At 64.4% G+C, this 19,807-nt stretch carries 23 protein-coding genes and 1 pseudogene; 14 read left to right on the top strand and 10 right to left on the bottom strand.

Translation table 11 applies throughout. The features are described 5' to 3' along the window. The first annotated feature begins 46 nt into the window (after positions 1–46). Entirely contained in the window at positions 47–598 is a 552-nt protein-coding gene (locus BLR21_RS41900) for a COG4315 family predicted lipoprotein (RefSeq protein WP_256335084.1), read from the top strand. Between the two features lie 386 nt (positions 599–984). On the opposite strand, the pseudogene BLR21_RS31805 reads toward BLR21_RS41900, so the two are convergent. Both BLR21_RS31805 and BLR21_RS31800 read right to left on the bottom strand, forming a co-directional pair. Continuing rightward, positions 985–1,192: pseudogene (locus BLR21_RS31805) on the bottom strand (histone-like nucleoid-structuring protein Lsr2). A gap of 277 nt (positions 1,193–1,469) precedes the next feature. After that, positions 1,470–2,258: an NYN domain-containing protein gene (locus BLR21_RS31800; RefSeq protein ID WP_256335066.1), complete on the bottom strand. Its 789-nt coding sequence runs from the start codon at positions 2,256–2,258 to the stop codon at positions 1,470–1,472. Between the two features lie 356 nt (positions 2,259–2,614). On the opposite strand from BLR21_RS31800, the gene BLR21_RS44090 reads away from it, so the two are divergent. Continuing rightward, entirely contained in the window at positions 2,615–3,508 is an 894-nt protein-coding gene (locus BLR21_RS44090; protein WP_256335065.1) for a hypothetical protein, read from the top strand. 143 nt (positions 3,509–3,651) lie between these two features. After that, positions 3,652–4,908, top strand: coding sequence for a methionine adenosyltransferase (locus tag BLR21_RS31790; RefSeq protein ID WP_218131024.1), 1,257 nt, complete (start codon positions 3,652–3,654; stop codon positions 4,906–4,908). A gap of 6 nt (positions 4,909–4,914) precedes the next feature. Here BLR21_RS31790 and BLR21_RS31785 read toward each other — a convergent pair whose 3' ends face one another. From BLR21_RS31785 to BLR21_RS31755, 7 genes are all read right to left on the bottom strand, one after another. Next, positions 4,915–5,904, bottom strand: a complete 990-nt coding sequence (locus BLR21_RS31785) for a hypothetical protein (protein ID WP_143027956.1) — start codon at positions 5,902–5,904, stop codon at positions 4,915–4,917. Then, on the bottom strand, positions 5,898–6,923 hold the full coding sequence (locus BLR21_RS31780) for a glycosyltransferase (protein ID WP_090011843.1): 1,026 nt from the start codon (positions 6,921–6,923) through the stop codon (positions 5,898–5,900). The genes BLR21_RS31785 and BLR21_RS31780 overlap by 7 nt, the downstream gene beginning before the upstream one ends. Beyond that, positions 6,920–8,212, bottom strand: a complete 1,293-nt coding sequence (gene serS / locus BLR21_RS31775) for a serine--tRNA ligase (RefSeq protein WP_090011841.1) — start codon at positions 8,210–8,212, stop codon at positions 6,920–6,922. The genes BLR21_RS31780 and serS overlap by 4 nt, the downstream gene beginning before the upstream one ends. A 77-nt stretch (positions 8,213–8,289) precedes the next feature. Next, positions 8,290–8,889, bottom strand: a complete 600-nt coding sequence (locus BLR21_RS31770; protein ID WP_090011839.1) for a histidine phosphatase family protein — start codon at positions 8,887–8,889, stop codon at positions 8,290–8,292. Positions 8,890–8,898: 9 nt separating this feature from the next. Further along, positions 8,899–9,810 carry an aminoglycoside phosphotransferase family protein gene (locus BLR21_RS31765; RefSeq protein ID WP_176929892.1) on the bottom strand — a complete coding sequence of 304 codons (912 nt, stop codon included), beginning with the start codon at positions 9,808–9,810 and terminating at the stop codon, positions 8,899–8,901. 234 nt (positions 9,811–10,044) lie between these two features. Then, a complete protein-coding gene (locus tag BLR21_RS31760) occupies positions 10,045–10,245 on the bottom strand; it encodes a DUF397 domain-containing protein (protein WP_090012013.1) in 201 nt (66 codons plus the stop codon). A 22-nt stretch (positions 10,246–10,267) separates the two neighbouring features. Next, positions 10,268–11,140, bottom strand: coding sequence for a helix-turn-helix domain-containing protein (locus BLR21_RS31755; protein ID WP_176929891.1), 873 nt, complete (start codon positions 11,138–11,140; stop codon positions 10,268–10,270). Between the two features lie 915 nt (positions 11,141–12,055). Here BLR21_RS31755 and BLR21_RS31750 point away from each other — a divergent pair. The 11 genes from BLR21_RS31750 to BLR21_RS31695 all read left to right on the top strand — a co-directional run bounded on the left by BLR21_RS31750 (position 12,056) and on the right by BLR21_RS31695 (position 19,310). Further along, positions 12,056–12,382, top strand: coding sequence for an HC3 family zinc finger protein (locus BLR21_RS31750; RefSeq protein WP_143027955.1), 327 nt, complete (start codon positions 12,056–12,058; stop codon positions 12,380–12,382). A 307-nt stretch (positions 12,383–12,689) separates the two neighbouring features. Continuing rightward, positions 12,690–13,004, top strand: coding sequence for a hypothetical protein (locus BLR21_RS31740; protein ID WP_090011833.1), 315 nt, complete (start codon positions 12,690–12,692; stop codon positions 13,002–13,004). Then, a complete protein-coding gene (locus tag BLR21_RS31735; protein WP_143027954.1) occupies positions 13,001–13,399 on the top strand; it encodes a hypothetical protein in 399 nt (132 codons plus the stop codon). Before BLR21_RS31740 ends, BLR21_RS31735 begins: the two co-directional genes overlap by 4 nt. Before the next feature lie 160 nt (positions 13,400–13,559). Beyond that, the gene (locus BLR21_RS31730) at positions 13,560–13,811 is read left to right on the top strand and encodes a helix-turn-helix domain-containing protein (RefSeq protein ID WP_090011829.1); all 252 of its coding nucleotides are present in this window, start codon (positions 13,560–13,562) and stop codon (positions 13,809–13,811) included. Between the two features lie 195 nt (positions 13,812–14,006). After that, positions 14,007–14,837 carry an RNA polymerase sigma factor gene (locus BLR21_RS31725; protein WP_090011827.1) on the top strand — a complete coding sequence of 277 codons (831 nt, stop codon included), beginning with the start codon at positions 14,007–14,009 and terminating at the stop codon, positions 14,835–14,837. Continuing rightward, the gene (locus BLR21_RS31720) at positions 14,827–15,201 is read left to right on the top strand and encodes a hypothetical protein (RefSeq protein ID WP_143027953.1); all 375 of its coding nucleotides are present in this window, start codon (positions 14,827–14,829) and stop codon (positions 15,199–15,201) included. Before BLR21_RS31725 ends, BLR21_RS31720 begins: the two co-directional genes overlap by 11 nt. Further along, positions 15,198–15,899, top strand: a complete 702-nt coding sequence (locus tag BLR21_RS31715; protein ID WP_090011824.1) for a helix-turn-helix domain-containing protein — start codon at positions 15,198–15,200, stop codon at positions 15,897–15,899. Before BLR21_RS31720 ends, BLR21_RS31715 begins: the two co-directional genes overlap by 4 nt. A gap of 162 nt (positions 15,900–16,061) precedes the next feature. Beyond that, the gene (locus BLR21_RS31710) at positions 16,062–16,316 is read left to right on the top strand and encodes a helix-turn-helix domain-containing protein (RefSeq protein WP_090011822.1); all 255 of its coding nucleotides are present in this window, start codon (positions 16,062–16,064) and stop codon (positions 16,314–16,316) included. Between the two features lie 175 nt (positions 16,317–16,491). Further along, positions 16,492–17,076 carry a hypothetical protein gene (locus BLR21_RS31705; RefSeq protein WP_090011820.1) on the top strand — a complete coding sequence of 195 codons (585 nt, stop codon included), beginning with the start codon at positions 16,492–16,494 and terminating at the stop codon, positions 17,074–17,076. Between the two features lie 213 nt (positions 17,077–17,289). Next, positions 17,290–18,138, top strand: a complete 849-nt coding sequence (locus tag BLR21_RS31700) for a helix-turn-helix domain-containing protein (RefSeq protein ID WP_090011818.1) — start codon at positions 17,290–17,292, stop codon at positions 18,136–18,138. 326 nt (positions 18,139–18,464) lie between these two features. Further along, a complete protein-coding gene (locus BLR21_RS31695) occupies positions 18,465–19,310 on the top strand; it encodes a Scr1 family TA system antitoxin-like transcriptional regulator (protein ID WP_090011816.1) in 846 nt (281 codons plus the stop codon). A gap of 103 nt (positions 19,311–19,413) precedes the next feature. On the opposite strand, the gene BLR21_RS31690 is transcribed toward BLR21_RS31695, so the two are convergent. Further along, entirely contained in the window at positions 19,414–19,785 is a 372-nt protein-coding gene (locus tag BLR21_RS31690; protein WP_143027952.1) for a DUF6355 family natural product biosynthesis protein, read from the bottom strand. Positions 19,786–19,807 lie beyond the last annotated feature (22 nt).

The raw sequence follows: 19,807 nt of genomic DNA, 5'->3' as shown, positions 1-19,807 counted from the left end.
CGTCGTTGACACGTGCTCGGAATTCCAGGCTCAGGCCTTGAACGAGGTGGTCGCGACATCCGTAGACATTGAGGAGACCGTCTGCCGCAGGAGGGGGGCCCCGGTGTCACGGAGAGGTGCGGCCGCGCTGGCGTTGCTTCTGCTGACAGGTGCCTGCGCGACGAACCCTGACGGCACTTCACTCGGTCTGATCGGACCTGCTGGACCGGCAGTCGACGGAGAGACGTCACCTGAGTACAGGATGGGAGTTCAGGTTGTGCAGACGCCGAACCTCGGCGAGATCCTCGTGGACCACAATCAGAACACCATCTACCGGTACGAGAAGGATGCAACGAATCCACCGAAGTCCAATTGCGTCGAGCCCGACTGCACGCTGAAGTGGACGCCTCTGCTGACGGCCGAGGTGGAAACCACGAACGGCATCGACGCCGTGCTTCTCGGCATGACGGAGCGCCCCAACGGCCTCAGGCAGGTGACGCTCAACGGGCACCCGTTGTACCGCTACGTCGAGGACGAAAAAGCCGGCGACGCGTTCGGTGACGGCCTCGATGGGGTCTGGTTCGCCGTGACCCCGACCGGCGAGAAAGCCCGAGGCTAAGACCGGTCGCCTGGGAAGATGATGCGGTAGCCATTGGCGATACCTGCACTAAGCGGTGCGCTGAATCAGGGTGCCTCTATCCTGGCGAGCGTGCTGGGCAAGGAAGCTGTCAGTGCTGTGACACGAGCACGCGTTAAGCGCTTGGTCGCTGCTCTGGCCGTCGTGCTCGGATTGATGGTGGTGCAGAGTGCGTCTTGTCTTGACCAGTTCGCCACCTTCGGTGACAATCACACGCCTGCCGTAGCGATGACGGGTTTCGTGTCCGGACATCCCGCTGGCTGTGACCATGCTCCGCAACAAGACCTACTGCCGGCTACCAAGTCTGTTCCCATCGCGACTGTGACTTGCCAACCGCACCGGGGCATCCCACGCGGGTCGCATGATCATCAGTGATCCTTCTCGAACTCGTCGATGACGTGGGCTGGGATCCGGCCACGATCAGACAGCTCGTGTCCGTTCCTGGTGCCCGCGTTCTGCGCCTTGAGATCGATCTCATAAGTGGTGCCATCGAGGCCGAACTGCACGGTCTCGATGTTCTACGGCTGTGGTGCCGTCCGGGTCGTCAATGAGCTGTACCAGGACCTTCTGTGTCATTCCGCATACCCCGCAGGATTGATGAAGAATTGATGGAGTCAGCCCAATTTAGCAGTAACCACGCATCCCATGTGAACGCGGTTGTATTAGACCGCCGATTGTGGCGCGCTGCCTCGCTACCGCCGCAAGCGCCCACCAAGGATGGATGTCCGGTCGGCAGGAAGAACGTATTCGAGCATCGGGGTGACTACACCGAGTCCTCTAATCCCAACTGGAGGGCTTCGGCATGGTTCCGCTCTGGCCTGGAAAATGCCGAAACCGTACAGCAGCGCGATGCCTACCCGTTCAAGTTGACGGCGCCGGCGACCCCGTGGGGATCCTCTACAGCCGAGTCGTTATCGCTTCTCGTGTCCGCTGAGGCCGTCTGTGTCTTCTTGTCGACGCGGCGGCGTTTGTCGCGGGTGTATACGACTGCCGGTTTGCCGTCGCCCGAGCGGCGGTGGTCGAGCTCGAACAGGGTGGTCGCGGTCAATAGTTCGCTGAGCTTGGCGTAGCCGTAGTTACGCGAGTCGAAATCCGAGCGTTGCTTGATGAGGATGTGCCCGACGGTCGCCAGAGGCGCCCACCCGTCGTCATCGGAAGCCGCGTCGACGGCGTTGCGCAGCTGGTTGACCAACGCGGTATCGGCCTTGAGTTGCGTGGTGGAGACCGCGGCCGGTCTGGTCTTGACCACCGCGCCCGTCGACGCGGTCGTTCCGTCGGCGTAGGACAGGTTCTCGATGTAGATGAACTTGTCGCAGGCCGCGACGAACGGCTTGGGGGTCTTACGTTCGCCAAACCCGAACACCGTCAAACCAGACTCGCGCAGCCGCGCTGCGAGCCGGGTGAAGTCGCTATCACTCGAGACGATGCAGAATCCATCGAAGCGATCCGAGTACAGCAGGTCCATCGCGTCGATCACCATCGCCGCATCGGTGGCGTTCTTGCCCGCTGTGTAGGCGAACTGCTGGATGGGCTGAATCGACTGGGCCAGCAGCTGATCGTTCCAGCCTCGCAGGTTGGTCCCAGTCCAGTCTCCGTAAGCTCGCTTGACGTGCGCGGTACCGAACTTGGCGACCTCGGCCAACAACCCCCGACGACCGACGGCTGTGCGTTGTCCGTATCGATGAGCACCGCGAGCCTGGCGGCGTTCTCGCGAGCCATAACCTCGCTCCCAGCAGTCTGTCGGCCGGCAGCACCGACCAACGCCGATCTCTATTCCGGTCATCCACGACGGCACGGGCTGCAGCACGCCGACGGCACGACGAGCCTGTGGTGCTGCTCGTCCACGGTGACACGCGCACAGCGGATGCTCGCCCACAATGTGACCGGGCCATAGGCTCCCGACTCGGGATCACATCAAGGAGTTCGATGTCCGCCACCACCAGGTCGTACCTGGCTTTCGTGCCCCACCACACGCTGAACGCGCACGAGGTACTGGCCATGATCGACCGCGGCGACGGTCCCGAAGCAGAGATTCTGGTCAATCTGCCCGACGCGCCCTCGGCCACCATGCTGGCCTCAGCGCTCAACGGGATCTTGTTACAGCGGATCACCGCCGAGCGGCACTTGTCGGCGGTTCTGGACGGCGCGCCAGACCCGGTCCGCGCCGCCGTCGGCGGGGTGCTGCCCACCCTGATGGCCGCCGCTTCCGAGGATCCGGCCGCTTCGCGGGTGGCTCGGCAACTCCCGACGATCGGCGACGAAGGCTTTCTGCAGTTCCCGACGACCAACTGCCCCGGCCGGTGCGAGTTCTGCGGGACGTGCCGTGATGACTGTGCCGCCTGCCCAGCATGTGCCGACGGTGAGTGCGAGATCTGCCTGCCGGCGATCCTGACACCGCGGACGGCCGCGGTGCTCGGGCACGCGCTGGCGATCCTCGCCGACGAGGCGTACGACTACATCTACCGGACCGGCTTGTGCCGCGACGGGCAGCCCGGCCCGCTGGGCGCTGTGCTTCCTTGCATCGCGGATCTGGACGAGTGGTTTCTGCGCCGCTACGCCCGCACCTTCGACGACCTCAGCTCCGATCTCCAGATCGGCCGGTATCCCACACCGACTTGCACCGCCGAGGAAATCGCGCTCGACCTGGCGATCCAGGACGCCGAACGCCTCTACAGCGACGAGGACGAACTCGTCACGGACCTGGAGGCCAGCCTCCCTGCCTCCAAGGCGGACTACAACTGGAACACGCTGCAGGATGTCTTGTTCCAGGACAAGGACTACGAAGGGCTGCTCAGCCACCGGTTCCCGATCGAGACAGGGGAGGCCGAGGCGTGGTTCGAGGAGTTCGGCAACGTCCCACCGCGTGATCGTCATCGCGGATTCCGTCGCTGACGTGCCACTTGGCCACTTGGCCAGCACCGCACCCTCCATGACCGTGTTCGAGGGCCGACCTGCTTAAGCGGGTGATCTTGTCGTACCCCTCCAGTAGCGTCCTGAACACTTTGGGTAATCGCTATCTGGCATTGGGAGATCACATGGCGCGGCTGCCAGCGATGGGCTCGGCCTTCGAAACCCGCCTGAGCCTAGAGACTGGGATCGATGCGGGGACTGCCTTCACGCTGCTGGAACGTAAAGGCGCCGGGCACCCGGACACGCTTGCTGACCACTTGGCTGAGGAGTTGTCACGGGTCTACAGCCGTTGGACGCTTGAACATTGCGGAGCGGTGCTGCACCACAACTTCGACAAACTCGCCCTGCTAGGTGGTGCCACGCAGGTCTGGTACGGCGGCGGGCGGGTGGCAGAACCGGTTCGTGTGCTGGTGAATGGCAGAGCCACGCGGTCTTGTGGCCCGGTCAGTGTGCCGGTCGACGAGCTGGTCACCGATACGGTTCGCGCGTTCTTCGCCACGCGGCTGCCCGAGTTAGCCGATCATGTCAGCATCGAGCTCAACATCACCGCGAACTCCAGTCCTGGTGCGGTGTTCGCTGCGGAGGTGGCTCCCGAGCGGCAGTCGTGGTTTGCTCCGTCGTCGATCGACGACTTGCGTGAACGCCGGATGCTTGTTGCCAACGACACCTCGCTTGGGACCGGCTGGGCCCCGGACAACGAGGTTGAGCGCTTCGCTCGCCGCCTCGTCGACACGTTTTCCACAGTCAGCGAATTCACGGCCTCTCGGCCGTGGTGCGGGACTGACGTCAAGCTGATGGTGCTCGCTGACAGCAGTCGGCTCGATGCCGTGCTGTGCGTGCCCCAGAAATCGACGCATGTACCGGACCGGGCGACGTACGTGGACAATTCTGACGAGGTGCTGGTCGAGTGCCGCCGGATCGCGGCGGCCGAGCTGCCGTCGCACAAGGCGACGTTCCGTCTCAACGCGCGGGACATTCTCGAACGCGACGAGCTGTACCTGACCTACAGCGGCAGTTCCATCGAGTCGGGCGACGAAGGTGTCGTCGGGCGGGGTAATCGCGTCAACGGGTTGATCACGCCGTTGCGGCCGATGAACCTTGAGGGTGCCAACGGAAAGAACCCGGTGTACCACGTCGGCAAGCTGTACAACGTGGCCGCTCGGCGAATCGCGCAGCAGCTTCACGATCGGTTCGGTGGCTACTGCGAGGTGCACCTCGTCAGCGCTACGGGTCAGCCGCTGCAACGGCCGTGGCGGGTGCTCGTGCGCATGACGGCAGCCGATGTCGGTGAGGAGGTGGTTGAACTCGTTGTGCATCAGGTCATGGACTCGATCCCCGAGCTGACCACGGAGATCATCTACGGGGACCTGCGCCTCGCTTAGTCGGCGTCAGTGTTCGGCGGACAGCACCTCGTCCTCGAGCGCGGTAGCGATGGCGGGCCATCCGGGCCCGGTCATGCCTATCGCGGTCCAGTACGTGCGCTGGGCTCGGACGATGCGTCCGAGCCCGGCCGCTGCCATCGTGGCGGGAACGGGGCGAAGGACACGACGCAGAGCCGATCCTGGGCCGGTGGCTCCTGGCCGAATGCCGGCCATGACGAGCAAGGTCGCGGTCCGCACCGCGTCGACAAGATCGACGCCCCAGAGCGCCGCTGTCGGCCCGAACACCGTCTCGGCCCAGCTGACTTTGGACAAGATCCACGCCAGTCTCTCGGCGCCCGAACCGATGTCGGTGGCGAGGTACTCGGGGCGAGCGGTGTGCCACAGCAGCACCGCATCGGCGAAGACGTTGCCGTCGCAGCTAAAGAACAGCGTGATGCCGCTGACCGGACCGCGGTGCCAGACGGTGAGGTCACCGCTGATGGTCAATCTGCCGGCGTGGATTCCGATGGCTGACAGTGCACTGATCCAGATGTCGATCAGCTGGGCATGATGGTGCGTGCCGGAGATGCGTTGAACGCAGGACAAGTTCACGAAGGAGGTCAGGTAGCCATCCCGGAGGCGGCCGTCGCTGTCCCGTTCACCGGTAAATCGAACGACGGGCTGTGGCAGAAAGCCCTCCCGCCACACACGGTTGACGCCATCCTTGAGCCAGGGATCGAGTGCCTGGACAGCCGAGATCGTCAGGTCGGTGTCACGGCCCCACCACACGGGCAGCAAGCCATCTGCCGGGATTCCGTTGTCGTCGAAGGTTCTTGCCATCGTCGCGACGAGGTGCGCCGGGTTCGGCGATCGTCGCGGTGGCCGGGGGTTCGAAGCAGCGCGATGTGGGCGAACTCTGATGTGCTGCTGATCGATCTCGACCCGCCACTGAGAGGCGAACTGAGTGTGCAGGGCGTCGGCGAGCTGAGAGGGGTAGTCGGGTGCGAGGCTCAGCACGGTATGGAGGCTAGGGCCTGAAAGTGCTGCGCAGGGTCGAATCGCGTTAGCCCGGCTTCCTGCACCTGGCCTGGACGCAACCGATGCGCATCGATGATGGCCTCCGCCAGGCGTGCTGCTGCGGCCTCGTCATCGTCCAGCGGGTGCGCTTCGGCTACGACGCCGGTCTGTTCGCACAGCGCAATCTCGGCACATGTCCCGGCACGCCAGACCAGCGCAGCCACCGGTGTCCCACATCGCAAAGTTTCACCAAATACAGCAGCGCCTGCCTCGACGTAGTCCCGTGCGCACGTGTAGATCATCGTCCTGGCCGACCGAAGAGCTTCGATCTTGTCAGCACCGGCCAGCTCGCCAACCAACTCGACGTGAGGCGCGGACAGGATCGCACGGTGCCGGGCGACATAGCCGGGATCGAGCGTGGGGCCGATGATGCGCAAGCGCTGGCCCAGTTTCGCGGCAGCCAGCGCGGCGAGATGAGGCGCCTTGTCGCTATCGATGCGGCCGATCCACACCAGATCGCCACCCGCGACCGCAGGAGGTGGCGTTTCCTCGCCGAAGCCGAACTGCACGCTCAACGCCTGCTGCGGCCGGTGGGCCTCATAGCGCAGCATCATCTCCGGCGAATAGCAGTACAGCCGCGACCGCCGACCATCGAACGCGTCGGCAGCATGCTGAAAGTTCGGATCATGCTGGAAAGTTGCCACGGCGCAACCCAGGCCTTGCCAGGACGCCCGCCAAGCGCTCAGTGACGGGTACTCGTGCCCGACAACGAGCAGGTCAAGGTTGAGAGCGTCGAGCTGGTGCCAGCGATCGCTCTCGACTGTCGTGTGCTCAAGCCGGATCGGAAGACGCCGGAACCCACCAGGAAGATCGTCGCGCCAGGCCGGTCCGATCAGCACGGCCTCGACGCCGGTGCGCTGCGCACCTACCGCGACTGCCCACAGCCAGCGTTCAATCCCGCCGTACCCGTACGGCGGGAAAGCGTAGGCCGAGGGAAAGTCGCAGATACCGACTCTCACGCCGAGGTAGTGCCGTCGGCGTTGATCACGGCGTAGCCGAGCAGCGGCTGCAGGACCTCAGGAATGCGGACCGAGCCGTCGGCTTGCTGGCCTTGTTCGAGGATGGCGACCAATGTGCGGCCGATCGGTAGCCCAGATCCGTTGAGCGTGGCGGCGAGTCCGCGCTTGCCATCCTTGGTCTTGGTGCGGATACCCGCACGACGGGCCTGGAAGACGCCACAGTCGGAGACGCTGGAGATCTCCCGGTAGCACTGCTGGCTGGGCAGCCATACCTCGATGTCGTAGGTGTACTCGGCAGAGAAGCCGATGTCGCCAGCTGCCAGGCGGACAACTCGGTAGGCAAGCCCGAGCTCCTTCAGACAGGTCTCCGCGTGACTGAGCATGATCTCAAGTTCGTCGCGAGAACTCTCGGCGTCGACGATACGAACGAGTTCGACTTTGGCGAACTGGTGCAGCCGGATCAGACCGCGGGTATCACGTCCGTAGGAGCCAGCCTCGGAACGGAAGCACGGCGTGTGTGCCGTATAGGCCAGCGGCAAGGACTCTGCCTGCAGTGTCTCGCTGGCGTGCAGGTTGGTCAGCGGCACCTCGGCGGTCGGCACGAGGAACAGTTCGCGATCCGCTACGCCGGTCTTGAACAGGTCTTCCTCGAACTTGGGAAGCTGCCCGGTGCCCGTCATCGTCGGCCGATTGACCAGCGCAGGCAGTGAGAACTCGACATACCCGTGCCGCCTGGTGTGAAGCTGCAGCAGGAAGGTGGCAATGGCGCGCTCGAGCTCAGCGCCCACGCCCTTCAACACGGCAAACCGTGGCCCTGCGAGCTTGCTGGATCGGTTGAAGTCAAAGATCCCGAGGCTCTCGCCGATGTCGACGTGGTCTCGTGGGGTGAAGTCGAAGGTCGGGGCCGTGCCCCAGGTTCGCACCTCGACCGCGAACTCGTCGGAGTTGCCGTCTGGTAGCTCGTCGTCTGGCAAGTTCGGGATACCGAGCAGAAAGTCGCGAAGGTCGTCTTCGAACTGCCTGTGCTGCTCTTCCGCATGCTGGATCTCGGACTTGAGATTCCGAGCGCGTTCGCGCAGCTCGGCCACATCCTCGCCGGCCTTGGCCCTCTGCTGAACCTCGCGCGCGAGCTCGTTCGACTCCTTGCGAGCGCTGTCGATCTGCTGAGCTGATGCGGTCCGCTGACTGGTCAGCTTCTCCAGATGTCCGAGGTCGAGCTCGAAGCCACGGCGAGCTAGTTTTCGCACAGCCTCGGTAGCCGGATCGAGCAGAACGCGAGGATCGTGCATCAGTGCTCCAGTGCATAGTTGACCTGACGACCCACGGGGCCGACTTCGCCTGGTGAGAGTATCCAAACTGGATGTCGCTATTGATGGCCGGGCTGTCGGGTGAGCTTGCGACCACGGTCGACGACCTCTGCCAATACGTCATCTGGCAGCACGATTGGCGACACATAAGGCGCCTCGGGGAGCGCATCGCAGGCAAGTGATTCAACGCCGTCCAGCAGTGCTTGCACCAGCGAGACAAGGATCCCGTGCCCCACCACGAGCCGAGGCGAGGGATACGCCAGGCATGATCCCAGTCCCGCGAGGAGGCGGTCTGCGGCCATCAGCCACGACTCATCGGCACCAGGTGGGACAGCCGCTGGACCGTGCTCACCCAGCCAGGCGCCGTAGGTGCGCCACTCGCAGCCCTCGAAGTCGCCATAGCGGATCTCGTCCAGCCGATGATCAATCTTCCGCACGGTCTTGGTGTCTCCGAGCAAGAGGTCCGCAGTCTGAGCTGCCCGTGCGAACCGACTCGTCACGCAGACGTTGACGGCTTTGAGCCATAGTGCGCGCTCTGACAACTGCGCGCATTGTTTGATGCCTACATCGTCCAGGGCGACAGGAACGGATGGGTCGCCGTTCACGCGGTACGAGGCGCTCAGACGGGTCCGGGCGTGCCGAACGAGGTAAGTCCTCATCGCGGCTGGTCAGTTCCCGACGATGGAGGACAGCAGCGGGTCCCCGAGATCGTCGAGCATGGCCATCGCTGTCGGATCGTCGGTGTCCAGGTAGTAGAGGCAGCCGTCCACTGCCAGCGTGGCCGACCACGCCAGAACCTCGTCAACCAAGTCCGGTACCTGCTCCCGGCAGAGCGCGACTCGATCAGCGAATCCTTCGTTCGGGGTGTAGTAGACGCACCAGAACGCCCAATCGAAGGCCGGCGGACCGACCTTCGCGTGCGGATCGATGAAGATCGGAGTCTGGTCCAGATCGAACAGGACGTTCTCGGCGTAGAGGTCGGAGTGCAGCATCACCCTCGCGGTGCTGGCAGACACCAGGTCACGACATAGGGCTAATGTCCGACTGACACGAGATGCTCCGAGGACGTCTGCGAACCGCTGTGCGCGCTGCTCAATCCGCGGTACGACGGTGTCCCGGTAGTAGTCAACGACGAGGGGCACCTGGCCTCTCATGACCATGCGCTGATGCAAGCGAGGAAGAGCAGCGGCAACGCGCTGGGCATGATCGTCTGGACGAGTGCTTCCGCCGATCCGGCGTCCAACTGCCTCGATCATAAGCATCTGATCGTCGTCACTGGCCCGACGAAGGCGACAGACGCCGTCGCCGCCCCAATGAGTGAGCGCTTCTCTCTCCAGGACAAAGCGTTCAGCCTCAGGCAGCGCTTTCAGGACGACCGGCTGGTCGTCGCCCAAGTGCCCGAACGCCACCACCGACGTCCATCCAGCGTCGTGATACCCAGCTAACCGCACGTCCCACCGGTCTGCCGCATCAGCGAACAACCGGTCGACCCCACTGAGCCAGCTGGTGACGTCTGCGCCGTAGTGCTCGGTCAAGCGGCGGTGAGAGCCAGGCGGTACGTCGTGTGTCAGCGTGGCCATGTCCTCACGATCCGACGAGAGTTGATCTCTGATCTTAGGGCAGCTTGGCGCAGCGGCAGCCATCAATCCTTCAGACAGGTCTCCGAACGTTTTTCAGGCCCATCGTCAGCGGCGCAAAGTTGGAAGGCACGCCAATCGGCGCCAGTGAGTGTCAAGTCCGACAACAGGGTGGGGCTTGTCCTGGGACGTGATGGGTGGCGTCTCGCCATCCCATCACGTCGGTTGGAATCACTATCAGTGCTGATAACCGAACTTGATGCTCGTGACTAGTCGTCTGAAGCCGAAGGTGGGCACAAGGATGTGTCCACCATCCGGATTCTTGGAGTCGCGTAGGCCCACCACGTCGGTGCCGAGAGCCACCTCGACACAAGCGCCGTTTCCCTGGCTGTATGAGCTTGTTCGCCAGGTGAGATGGGACAGGTCGGGGCTCGACATGCGGTACCCCTCCACTTGATCGTCAGGACTTGATCTGTTCGGCAGCTCGGGCGATCAGCTTTGCCGATGCGGACTCGTCGAGTGCCAGCTGCCATACACGATCATAGGCTTCAGTGAACCTGCGAACCTCGTCGGTTTCGTCTTCCAGGACGAAGTAGGTGACCGTCTCGGAGAAGATCACGTCGGTGTCGTCGGGGTCGGGGAAGCTGAGAATGGTGAAGTTCCGACCCAACGCCGGCCGCGCACCAGTTGACCATGGCAGGACGCGGATGCTGACGTTCGGCGCGTTCTTGGCAAGCGTCACCAGGTGTTCGAGCTGGGCTCGAAGGACGTCCGGGCCGCCGACCTGAGTGTGCAAGGCCGCCTCGCTGATCAACACGCGGAGCTTCAGCGGTCGGACGCCGTGCAGACGTTGCTGGCGCTCCATGCGCACGGCCAGTAGCTGCGCGACCTGCTCCGGCGCCTGATGTGGGTCCCAGGAGCTGATCAACGCTTGGGCGTACTCCGGAACCTGAAGGAGCCCAGGCACGAACTCACCCTCAAGTACCGCTGCGCTATCAGCCTCGTCCTCGAGGTCGAAGTATTCGGCGAGGTTCTTGGGAACAAGGTCGTGGTAGGGCCGCCGGACCACTGCTCCCTTGCGGCCGGCGGTCTGCGCCGCGATCTTGACCATCTCCGCCACGACCTCGGCCGGTGCACCGTAGAGCTCAAGTGCGGCTTTGACCCGGAGCGGTTCAGCGCTCTGGCCGTTCTCCATCCGCGAGATCGTGCCGCTGCCGCAGAACAGTGACGCTGCCGCATCGTCGGCCGTCAGTCCAGATTTCGCGCGGTGCTGACGCAGTGTGCGCGCAAGCCTGCGTCGAGGCATGCGAGCGGCCCGGTCAGAAGCACTCACAGTGCACCTCCTTCTCCTGGGGACCAGTGTGCCTGCTACCCGTCGTAATCGCACATCCCCCATCTGGAGGGTGTCAAAATGGAGCGCTCCATGTTTATGGTATCCATCGTCAGCAGATCCAACGTGTTGCTACTCAGTAAGCGAGGCGCTCAAGCGGTCTTGCTCGACTGGAGCGACAGATGGGAGCAGGCATGTCCGCAACAGCTCAAGGTGCGGCCACCGATTTGGCCGCCGTGGACTGGTGGGTGCCTTGCCAAGACGCCGCGAACCGTCAACGGGTGCTGGCTGTCCGACGCACATTCGAGGGAGCGGTAGCACTCATTGCGCCGCCAGGTGAGGCTGCGATCCTGGACTTGATCGCCCTACACGCGTTGAGCGTTGGTCTCGGGCAAGAGCTCGCAAGCTTGAACGCCGCGCGCGCATGAACCGCCCCGGCCAGGCTGTCCAGCTGCCTCACAGCCATCCCGGATGGCGAAGCCACGCGCCGTGCCGGGAGGCCGGTGGATATCGCGATGTTCTGACGCGCCGACCGCTCTCGAGCGCTCCACGCGATATCCGCCAAGGTGGACGGTGGAGCCGGACGCTACCCCTTGCGTCGGCTTCACCGTCCCTTCGTCGACGTTCGTTTGTCTGCAATGGTTTTAGTGACGCTGTGGGCTCATATGTGGTCGACAATCATCGGGGAGACGAGCTTCCTGTTGCATCAGCACAGGTGCGATCGCGAACGAGTGGACGAGCCAACATCCCCTCCGAACGGATCGTCGAGCTAACCAGTGGGTTGACCGATCCACAGCTCACTGCCCCAAGCCGCACAGCCGTGGTTGTCACTTCAGCCACGGATGCCCGCGATATCAACGTCGCCAGCGCAGAGCCATCGGCCAATCGGCGGGTTGTACGCTCAGAGCGGCGGCCGTGATGGTGACCGGGTTGACTCCTCCTGAACCGTTCCGTTGGTTCCCCGCTGATGGTGCGCGGCACGCGGTGCTGCGGGGCCTGGTGGAGCCGGGCGCTACGGGCGACACGTTGTGCGGTGCCGAGGTCGTCGTGCCGAAGATCCCACCGCCGAAGTACCCGGACGGGCTGTGGCCCACATGTCCGAAGTGCGATGAGGCGTGGCGTGAGGATCAAGCGCTGCGCGCGGAGGTGCCCGCGCAGGGGCCCCTGCCGGACAGATCACGCTGCGGCGCTGGCGGACGCAGCCGTTCGCGAACGCAGCCTCAGAAGGCCGGAGTCAGCTCATGACGAACGGCGTGTTGGAGAAGATGTTGCGTGATGAGCTGCACGGCGATTTGGCCCAGCTCATCAGGATCGTGGCCGAGGGTGATGACGAGTCGGTGCTGTCTGTCGCACGGCAGGATGTACCGCGCCTGGTCCGCGTGCTGAGGGCTCTCACCGAGCAGCACAAGCCTGACGCGAACGGCCGTTGCACGGAGTGCAGGCGCGGTTGGTTGCGACGGTTGCCGGGAGCATGCCGGATGCTCCTTGTCGTCCGCCTCGCCTGGACAGTGGACGGTCCCGAGGAACCCGTGGCCGTGCCGAAGGTCCGTGGATGCTCCGCGGTGAGGCGCGGCAGGTCGAGGTGGTGATCACCGTGACGGTGTTGGAGATCCTGCTTGAGACCGGGGACTGGAGAAGTCACGTGTTCCCGGTGGACTTCGCCGGACACACGCGCAGCGCTGAGTGCGGCGATGAGTTCAGCGTCGGGCAGTTGACGGCAACGTACGACATCGTGCCGACGTGCGGCAGCTGCCGTGACAGGTGGGGGACCTATCAGGCTGACAAGCTGGAGATGTTCACACAGGGCGCGCCAGCACGGATGAGAGCCCTTCTGGAGTCCTTGCCGGAAGGAACATGGACCTCGTGAGCGACGTCGACCCGTTCCCGGATGTGCGCGCCACGCTTGCGGCGAAACGACTGTCTGATCTAGCCGACTACGTCAGCCGTGTAGACGGACCCGCGCAAACTCAGGCGGTACGCCTGATGTCTGTCCGCAGCAGTGTTGTGCGGGCATGGGCGAGGGCCGAGCGTCGCGGAGCTGTTCTCCTGGCTCTTGGTCTGTCGTTGAACGTCGCCGCGATCTTGTATGTCATCACCGGGGCGTACTCCCCGTGGGCGGTGGCCGCGTTGGTCGGCGGCACCGGTGCGCTGAGCGCTGCGGTGCTGTTCCTGTGGCGGGGAAACCAGGACGCGTTGACGTTAGCTGTCGGCGTCTACCTCGACGTCACGCCGCGGCCAGGGCATCACGACGAGGCCCTGTAGTTGTCCCGTCTGGACTTCCCTTCTCGTTTTGAACTGCTGCGTGGTCACTTTTCAAGGTCAACAAGCCGGAGCGGTCTGATGTTGCCGCAACGCTTTCGGCTGTCGATGTACCCCTAGCTGCCCGTCACACCGACCCCATCTTCCCCGAGAGGACTTCACGATGACCGCCTCCGCACCTGTCAACCGCAAGCCGCGAACCCTGACGCTGCCTGAGCGGGAAAAGCTCGTTCAGGATCTCACCGAGCGCTACCGCAACGGTGAGAGCATCCGCGTCATCGCCCAGAGCGCCGACCGCCCGTACGGCACGGTTCACCGGTGGCTGACCGAGGCCGGGATCCAGATGCGCCCACGTGGCGGCAGTCGGCAGAAGCCGATGCCGGCCTCAGTGTTGGCGGTCGCGAGCGGATGCTGATCTCGTGGTGGCTGACCTACCGCGTCTATCGGGACGAGCTGGCGCTCTATGTGGCCGATCAAAGCGCGGCCGGCGCAGGACTCTCAGAGATCGCCGTCTCCCTCGGCCTGCCAGAAACACACATCGGCACCGTGTACCCGTGGCTGATCAGGGGGCGTTACCTCAGACGATGGTTGCGTCCGGAAGGGAACGACGATGCCGACTGCCACTGCGGACTACACGCACCGCGACGACGCCGAGTTGGCCGAGTCTGTTCGCGCTGGGACCGTGGCCGCGTTCGGGCCTCTCTACGAACGACACGTCGGGGCAGCGACCCGTCGCGCCCGCAGGTTCGCCCGCTGCCGCGCCGAAGCTGAGGCGTTGGTCTCCGACGGTTTCGCGCGGTTGCTGGAGATCTTGCTCGCGGGCGGTGGTCCGACGGAGTCGTTCCGCGCGTACCTGCTGACGACCATCACGCGTCTCGCGTACACGCGGTCACGACAGGAGCAACGGGAATGGCCGATGGAGGATCCGCCGGTCGATGCCGCTGTCTTGGCCGGGCAAGGGTCGACATCCTTTCAGGACTATGGGCTGGAGGGCAGGCTGGATCGGATGCTGGCCCTGCGGGCGTACGAACGTCTGTCGCCTACAGCGCAACAGGTCCTGTGGTACACGGAGGTCCTGGCGATGTCCCCGGCAGACACCGCGCCACTGTTGAGGATCGGGGTGGATGCGGTGTCGAGCCGCGCGTACCGGGCGCGTGACGATCTCCGAATCGCTTTTCTGGCAGCTCATGTGGACAGGAATCGGTGTGCGCCTAGGTGCACGAGCACGGTGGACAGGCTGAGCCGCTGGACACGCAAAGCGGTGTGCCACAGCCGCAGAAGAGTCGAGCAGCACCTTGACGGCTGCTCGAGTTGCCGCTCGCTGGCCGCCGAGCTGGTGTCGGTGAACGCAACGCTGCCGCCGATTCACCCGCACCCCATTAACTCGTCCCTTGAGGCGGACGCCGTTGCGACGGAAAGGATTCCTGCCGATGAAGACTGACACACCCTTGATGACCAGCGACCGCGTTGTGCTGGGGATCGCGCTGTCGCAGCCGCTAACCCGGCGGTGGCGCGTCCGCCAGTTGGAGAAGGCCGCGCGGTGTTCGACAGCGGTCGCCCGCACCGGCCTGAACCGCCTGCACCACGCGGAAGTGATGCGCATGGAGACCGGCACGGTGGAATCTTGCGATCCCGGGACGCGTGAGCGGAGCACCTACTGGCTGAACCTCGACGCCGTGCCTGCGGCACGAGCGGCCCTGAGCGAAGCCGACTCGCCAGGCTTGTGCACCAGACTCTCCGCGCTCGCCCTTGACCTCGATGCCCTAGCCGCCGACATCCTGACGCCTGGTGCGGCAGGCCGATGAAGCTGAACGGTCCATCCGACATCAGCGGCACGCCGGGGACGAGAGTGATCATGGACCACTCGTATCGTTCCGTGTTCGCCCGGACAATGCGCGAGCTCCAGCAGCAGGCCACCACGGACCAGATGGATCTGGCGAACTTCCTGGAGGTCAGCCTGACCACGGTCGTGAACTGGCTCAGCGGCGAGAAGATGCCAGGGCTGACGCGCGTCGTCGGGCTGGCGAAGTTCTATGGCCTCGACCCTCAGCAATTTCTGTTGGAGATCCACGCTGCCTCGGCCCCAGATCCCCGGATCCGTCGGATGGGGTTGCAACCTGAGCAGGACGTGCTGGCGGCGGTGCTGGCGCACGATCTGGCGGCCAATCCGAGCAAGGGAGCCTCGTGGTGCGGGGTGATGAAGGAACCGGACCTGACTCCTCGGCGAGCCGAGGTTCTCACGGCATTCAGGCACCGTCCTGATGGGACGCTGACCTACAAGGAAGTCAGGGCTGTCACAGGCTTGCCACGCGCGGTCGTCTACCTGACGCTCGGCGAGTTCGTGTCTGCGGGCTGGCTGTCAGCCGAACGGAAGCCTGCCGATCCCGCGAGCAGCAAGCATCCATGCCGGTGCTGGCGACTCACCGAGGCAGGCGACATGCGCATCAAGCGCGACAGTGGCGGTGCCGAGCACGCGCCCACAGGCACATCGGACGGCCACTGACAGGTGTCGTCAGGTCGTGCTTGCAGGCCGCTTGTGAAGCACCGCAGCAGCGAGGCATTGCAGGCTCTCCCCGCAGATGGCTAGACGGCAACCTCAGCGACAAAGACGATCCACCGTCACTCAATGCCGTGCTATGACGACCACAGGAGAAGGAAGCAACGCATGACGAACCAACCGGCGATTCAGAAGCCGTATCCGGCGCACAAGTTGACCGCCGAGCAGCGGGCGGAGCTTGTGGCGAACCTCGAACAGCGTTACACGGCGGGAGCAAGCATCCGCGCGCTGGCCGAGGAGTCCGGCTACTCCTACGGTGCGATTCACGGGTGGCTGACCGGTGCGGGTGTGACGCTCCGCCCACGTGGAGGCGCCAACCGGCCACGACCTGCACTGCGGGCCAAGGGATCTGGCTCTCGCTGAGGCCGCAGGCCTGTTAGTGCGCGGCTGCGCCGCTTCCCATCGCGACAAGTCCGGTACCCGCAGGACACCGTTGGAGCACCCCGGCGTGGTGGCAACCACTGCGGCACCGATCGTGAAACCGCGTTGCATTCGAAAGCCACGACCTGCGGCGACCCTACGAACAAAGAGAAACTCGATGACCCCTGATGACGCTGCTGGTAGTGAGTACCTGCCGTGCGGTGCGGAGCAGATTGTTCTCGATGAGCTTCGGCTGCACCGCGATGCCGGAGCCGATATCGGCAGTCGCTGGGCCTTGTGCGCCGTGGGTCATCAGCTGCGGGCCGAGCCTGAACGGGTCGAGGACTCACTCCACATCGTTGCCACGCATGGAGAGCGGGCTGTCGTGGCTGCGGCGAGCGTTCTGGCTGCGATACTGCTCGATGGCGTTCCCCGTGATCAGCTCGTGTGCCCGATCGAGTTCCCGGTCGTGTTCACGGTTCCTGAGGACGTAGACGACGACGATCGCACGGCGTGGCAGGAGAACGTGAAGGTCGCCTCGGCCGTGGTATCCGCTTACGCGGCAGGGGATGCGGGCGCGATCGGGCGAGCCGCTGCGGTCCTGTGCGGTGCTGGCGCGTTCGAAGTAATGGCCGTTCTGGTGACAGCGGCGGCACACAAGCTCGACCGCCACGCTTCCTGGTTGGGTGAAGCGATGCGCGCCGCCGAGCGGTCAATTGCACCTGACTTGCTCACGCCAAGGGACGACACCACGTGGGCCTGAGGCTGGGCGGCGTAGCCGGCGTGGCCTTTGTCGGGCCTGGACAGAGCTGCGGCTCTCACGTGGGGTGCAGCTGCGCCACCTCGGGTTTGCGCGTGTCAGTGCAGCGGCTGCTCGTGCCTGCCAGGTGATCAGCACGCCACGCACCCGGGAACAGTCCCGGAACTATCTCTCGTAGAACAAAGATGTTCATCTTCAGTTGTAAGGGAAGGCACCATGCCGAAGAGGTACTCCACCGTTCGAGGCCGTGAGTTTGGCGACGGTCTGCGAGCTGCCATCGCCGATGCCGGCTTCTCCGGGCGCGCGGCTGCCGAACGGGTGGGCTGGCAGGAGGCAAAGGTCTCGGACTTGGTGAACGGCAAGGGCGGCGCGACCGAGACTGAGCTGGCTCTTCTTCTAGGCGTTTGCCGAACGGGTGCTGCCGAAAGCCGGCACCTGCTGGATCTCTTTCCTGACACCAACATCAAAGGCTGGTGGCAGCAGCACGGCACGCGCGCACCCATCCGTAATCGGACATTCGTTGAACACATGGCGGTGGCCAACAAGCTCGTCAGCTGGCATACACACATGGTTCCGGATGCGCTGCAGACGGTCGCCTACATGCGGGAAGTGCTCCGTGCTTCTTCGAGCGTGCCCGACGATGAGATGGAAGCGCGGGTGGCTGCGCGGCTCGAGATGCAGAAGCAACTCCGCCACGGTCTGAAATGCGCCTTCCTCCTGCATGAATCCGCGCTCCGCTTGCGTGTCGGCAGCGTCGACACGCAAGCGGAGCAAGCACGCCACCTCCTTCGGATGGCGACGCGGGCGAACATCACGATCCGGGTTCTGCCTGCGGATTCTGGCGCTCATGCAGGGTTGAGTGGACCGTTCACCCAGCTCAGTTTCGCGACGTACGAGCCGCTCGTGTGGGTGGAGGGCGAGAACTTCAGCCTCATCATTGAAGAGAAGGCCGCAGTCCAGGGCTACGAAACGATCGTCAGTTCGCTTGTCCGCACAAGTCTGGATGCTGACCAGTCAAAAGCTGCAATCACCGACTTGTTGCGCACGACCGAGGCAGCAGGTTAACGCTCTTGATCGCGTTGGGCGTGCGGATGCCGACCTCTGCTGGCTGCCCTGCCGCGTTGCGGTGACGAACGCGCTCGACGTAGCCGTTCGGTGCCCTGGCTGACTGGACGAGTACTCCAGGTGAGCCGCTGCGACATGGCCTTACCAGTGCCGCCGCTGCCGTGGTGATCTGGCGGACACTGCACTACCGGTCCGGACCTATTGGACTCCCTGGCTGGTGCGCCCGAGCGGGCGCTTCATCGCGCTGGAGCGCCTGTTCATCGGCCCCCGCCCCCGGTTGGTGAGCAGGCAGGAACTGCCTCACCAGTGAACGACTAGGAAATGTGATGGCTCGCTCTGACGATGCCCAGCAGGATCTTGACGAGCTCGGTGCCCTGCTGCGCGGGTACCGCACGCTGGCGAAGGTCACTGGCGCCGCCGCCGCACGACGAGCGGGATTCACCCAGTCGAAGCTATCGAAGATCGAGAACGGTGTTCTGCTGCCGAGCCTCGACGACGTGCAGCAGCTGATAGCCGGGTTGGGCACGGACCCCTCGTCCGCGGAACAAGCGCTCCGCCTGATCCGCGGCCTTCACGACGATCCGTATACGCACCGCATGGTGTTGCGCCGGGGTGTGGTGACCGAGCACGCGGCATTGCTGTCGCGGTTCGGCGCATGCGGACGTGTCGTCGTGGCTGAGATCGCTGTTGTACCTGACTGGCTGCGCACCCGTGACTATCTGCTCGCGGCCACCAAGCCGCTCATCGACCGTGGCGGCAGAGCAACCTCTTTGCTGCGCAAGCGAAAGGAACTGCTGTCGAACCCTGACATCAAGTTCGAGTTTCTCGTGCGCGAGACCGCGGTGCGAACCCGCGTCGGGTCGCTCAAGATCATGGCCGAGCAGCTGCACGACATGGCCTCCGCGCCCGAACGCTTCCCGAACGTGACCGTCCGCGTCGTCACCAGCGATGCCGTCGTCACACCGCTGCCCACGCACGGGTTCGAACTTCACGACGATCGTCACGTGGTCGTCACGACGCTGCCGGGCGTCGCGGTGATCACCTCCGATGTGGACATTCAGCCCTTTCGGCAGATGATCGAATCTCTGCGGGCGAGCGCTCTGACCGAACGTCAATCGCACTCTTTTCTGCGCCGCCTGGCAGAGAGCTTCGAGCGGCTCGCCGCCCGGTGAACCCGATGCGAGTCGCGGGGCCGATGTTACGCGGCGCGATCAACCCGCAGAGGTGGCGGCGCCGCAGGCTGAGCGAAGGCCAAGCCTGCGGCGCGTACGGGTCTCAGACGCGTGGCTGGCCGACTGAGCACCTCTGGTTGCCAGGCGGTCCGGTGAGGTTGGGTGGCGTGGTGACGTAGTAGGCGTTGACGATCCTGTGCGGTCCGTCCCTGAAGAAGGGGCGACTACCCCAGGGCTCGATACATGATGTGCCGGTGCTGCCTGTACTCCAGTGGTACTTGATGAGGATGAAACTGTTGCCGCAGTGGACGTAGCCGCCGGTCTTCTCGCCTTGTGCGGGGTTGAGCGCATAGAAGCCGCAGCGCTGGGGAGTGATCGCGGATGCGGTGTTGCTACTGGTGTCGATCATGCCGACCGCGGTGGCGGCAAGGAGCATGCCTGCCGCCGTGAGCGCGCGTGCGGTGTTCGCATTCATCAGAAGGGCCTCTTTCGCTGAA

This window comes from Lentzea albidocapillata subsp. violacea (genome assembly GCF_900100275.1).
In the GTDB taxonomy this organism is placed as follows: domain Bacteria; phylum Actinomycetota; class Actinomycetes; order Mycobacteriales; family Pseudonocardiaceae; genus Lentzea; species Lentzea violacea.
This window is presented reverse-complemented; position numbering and strand designations above follow the sequence as displayed.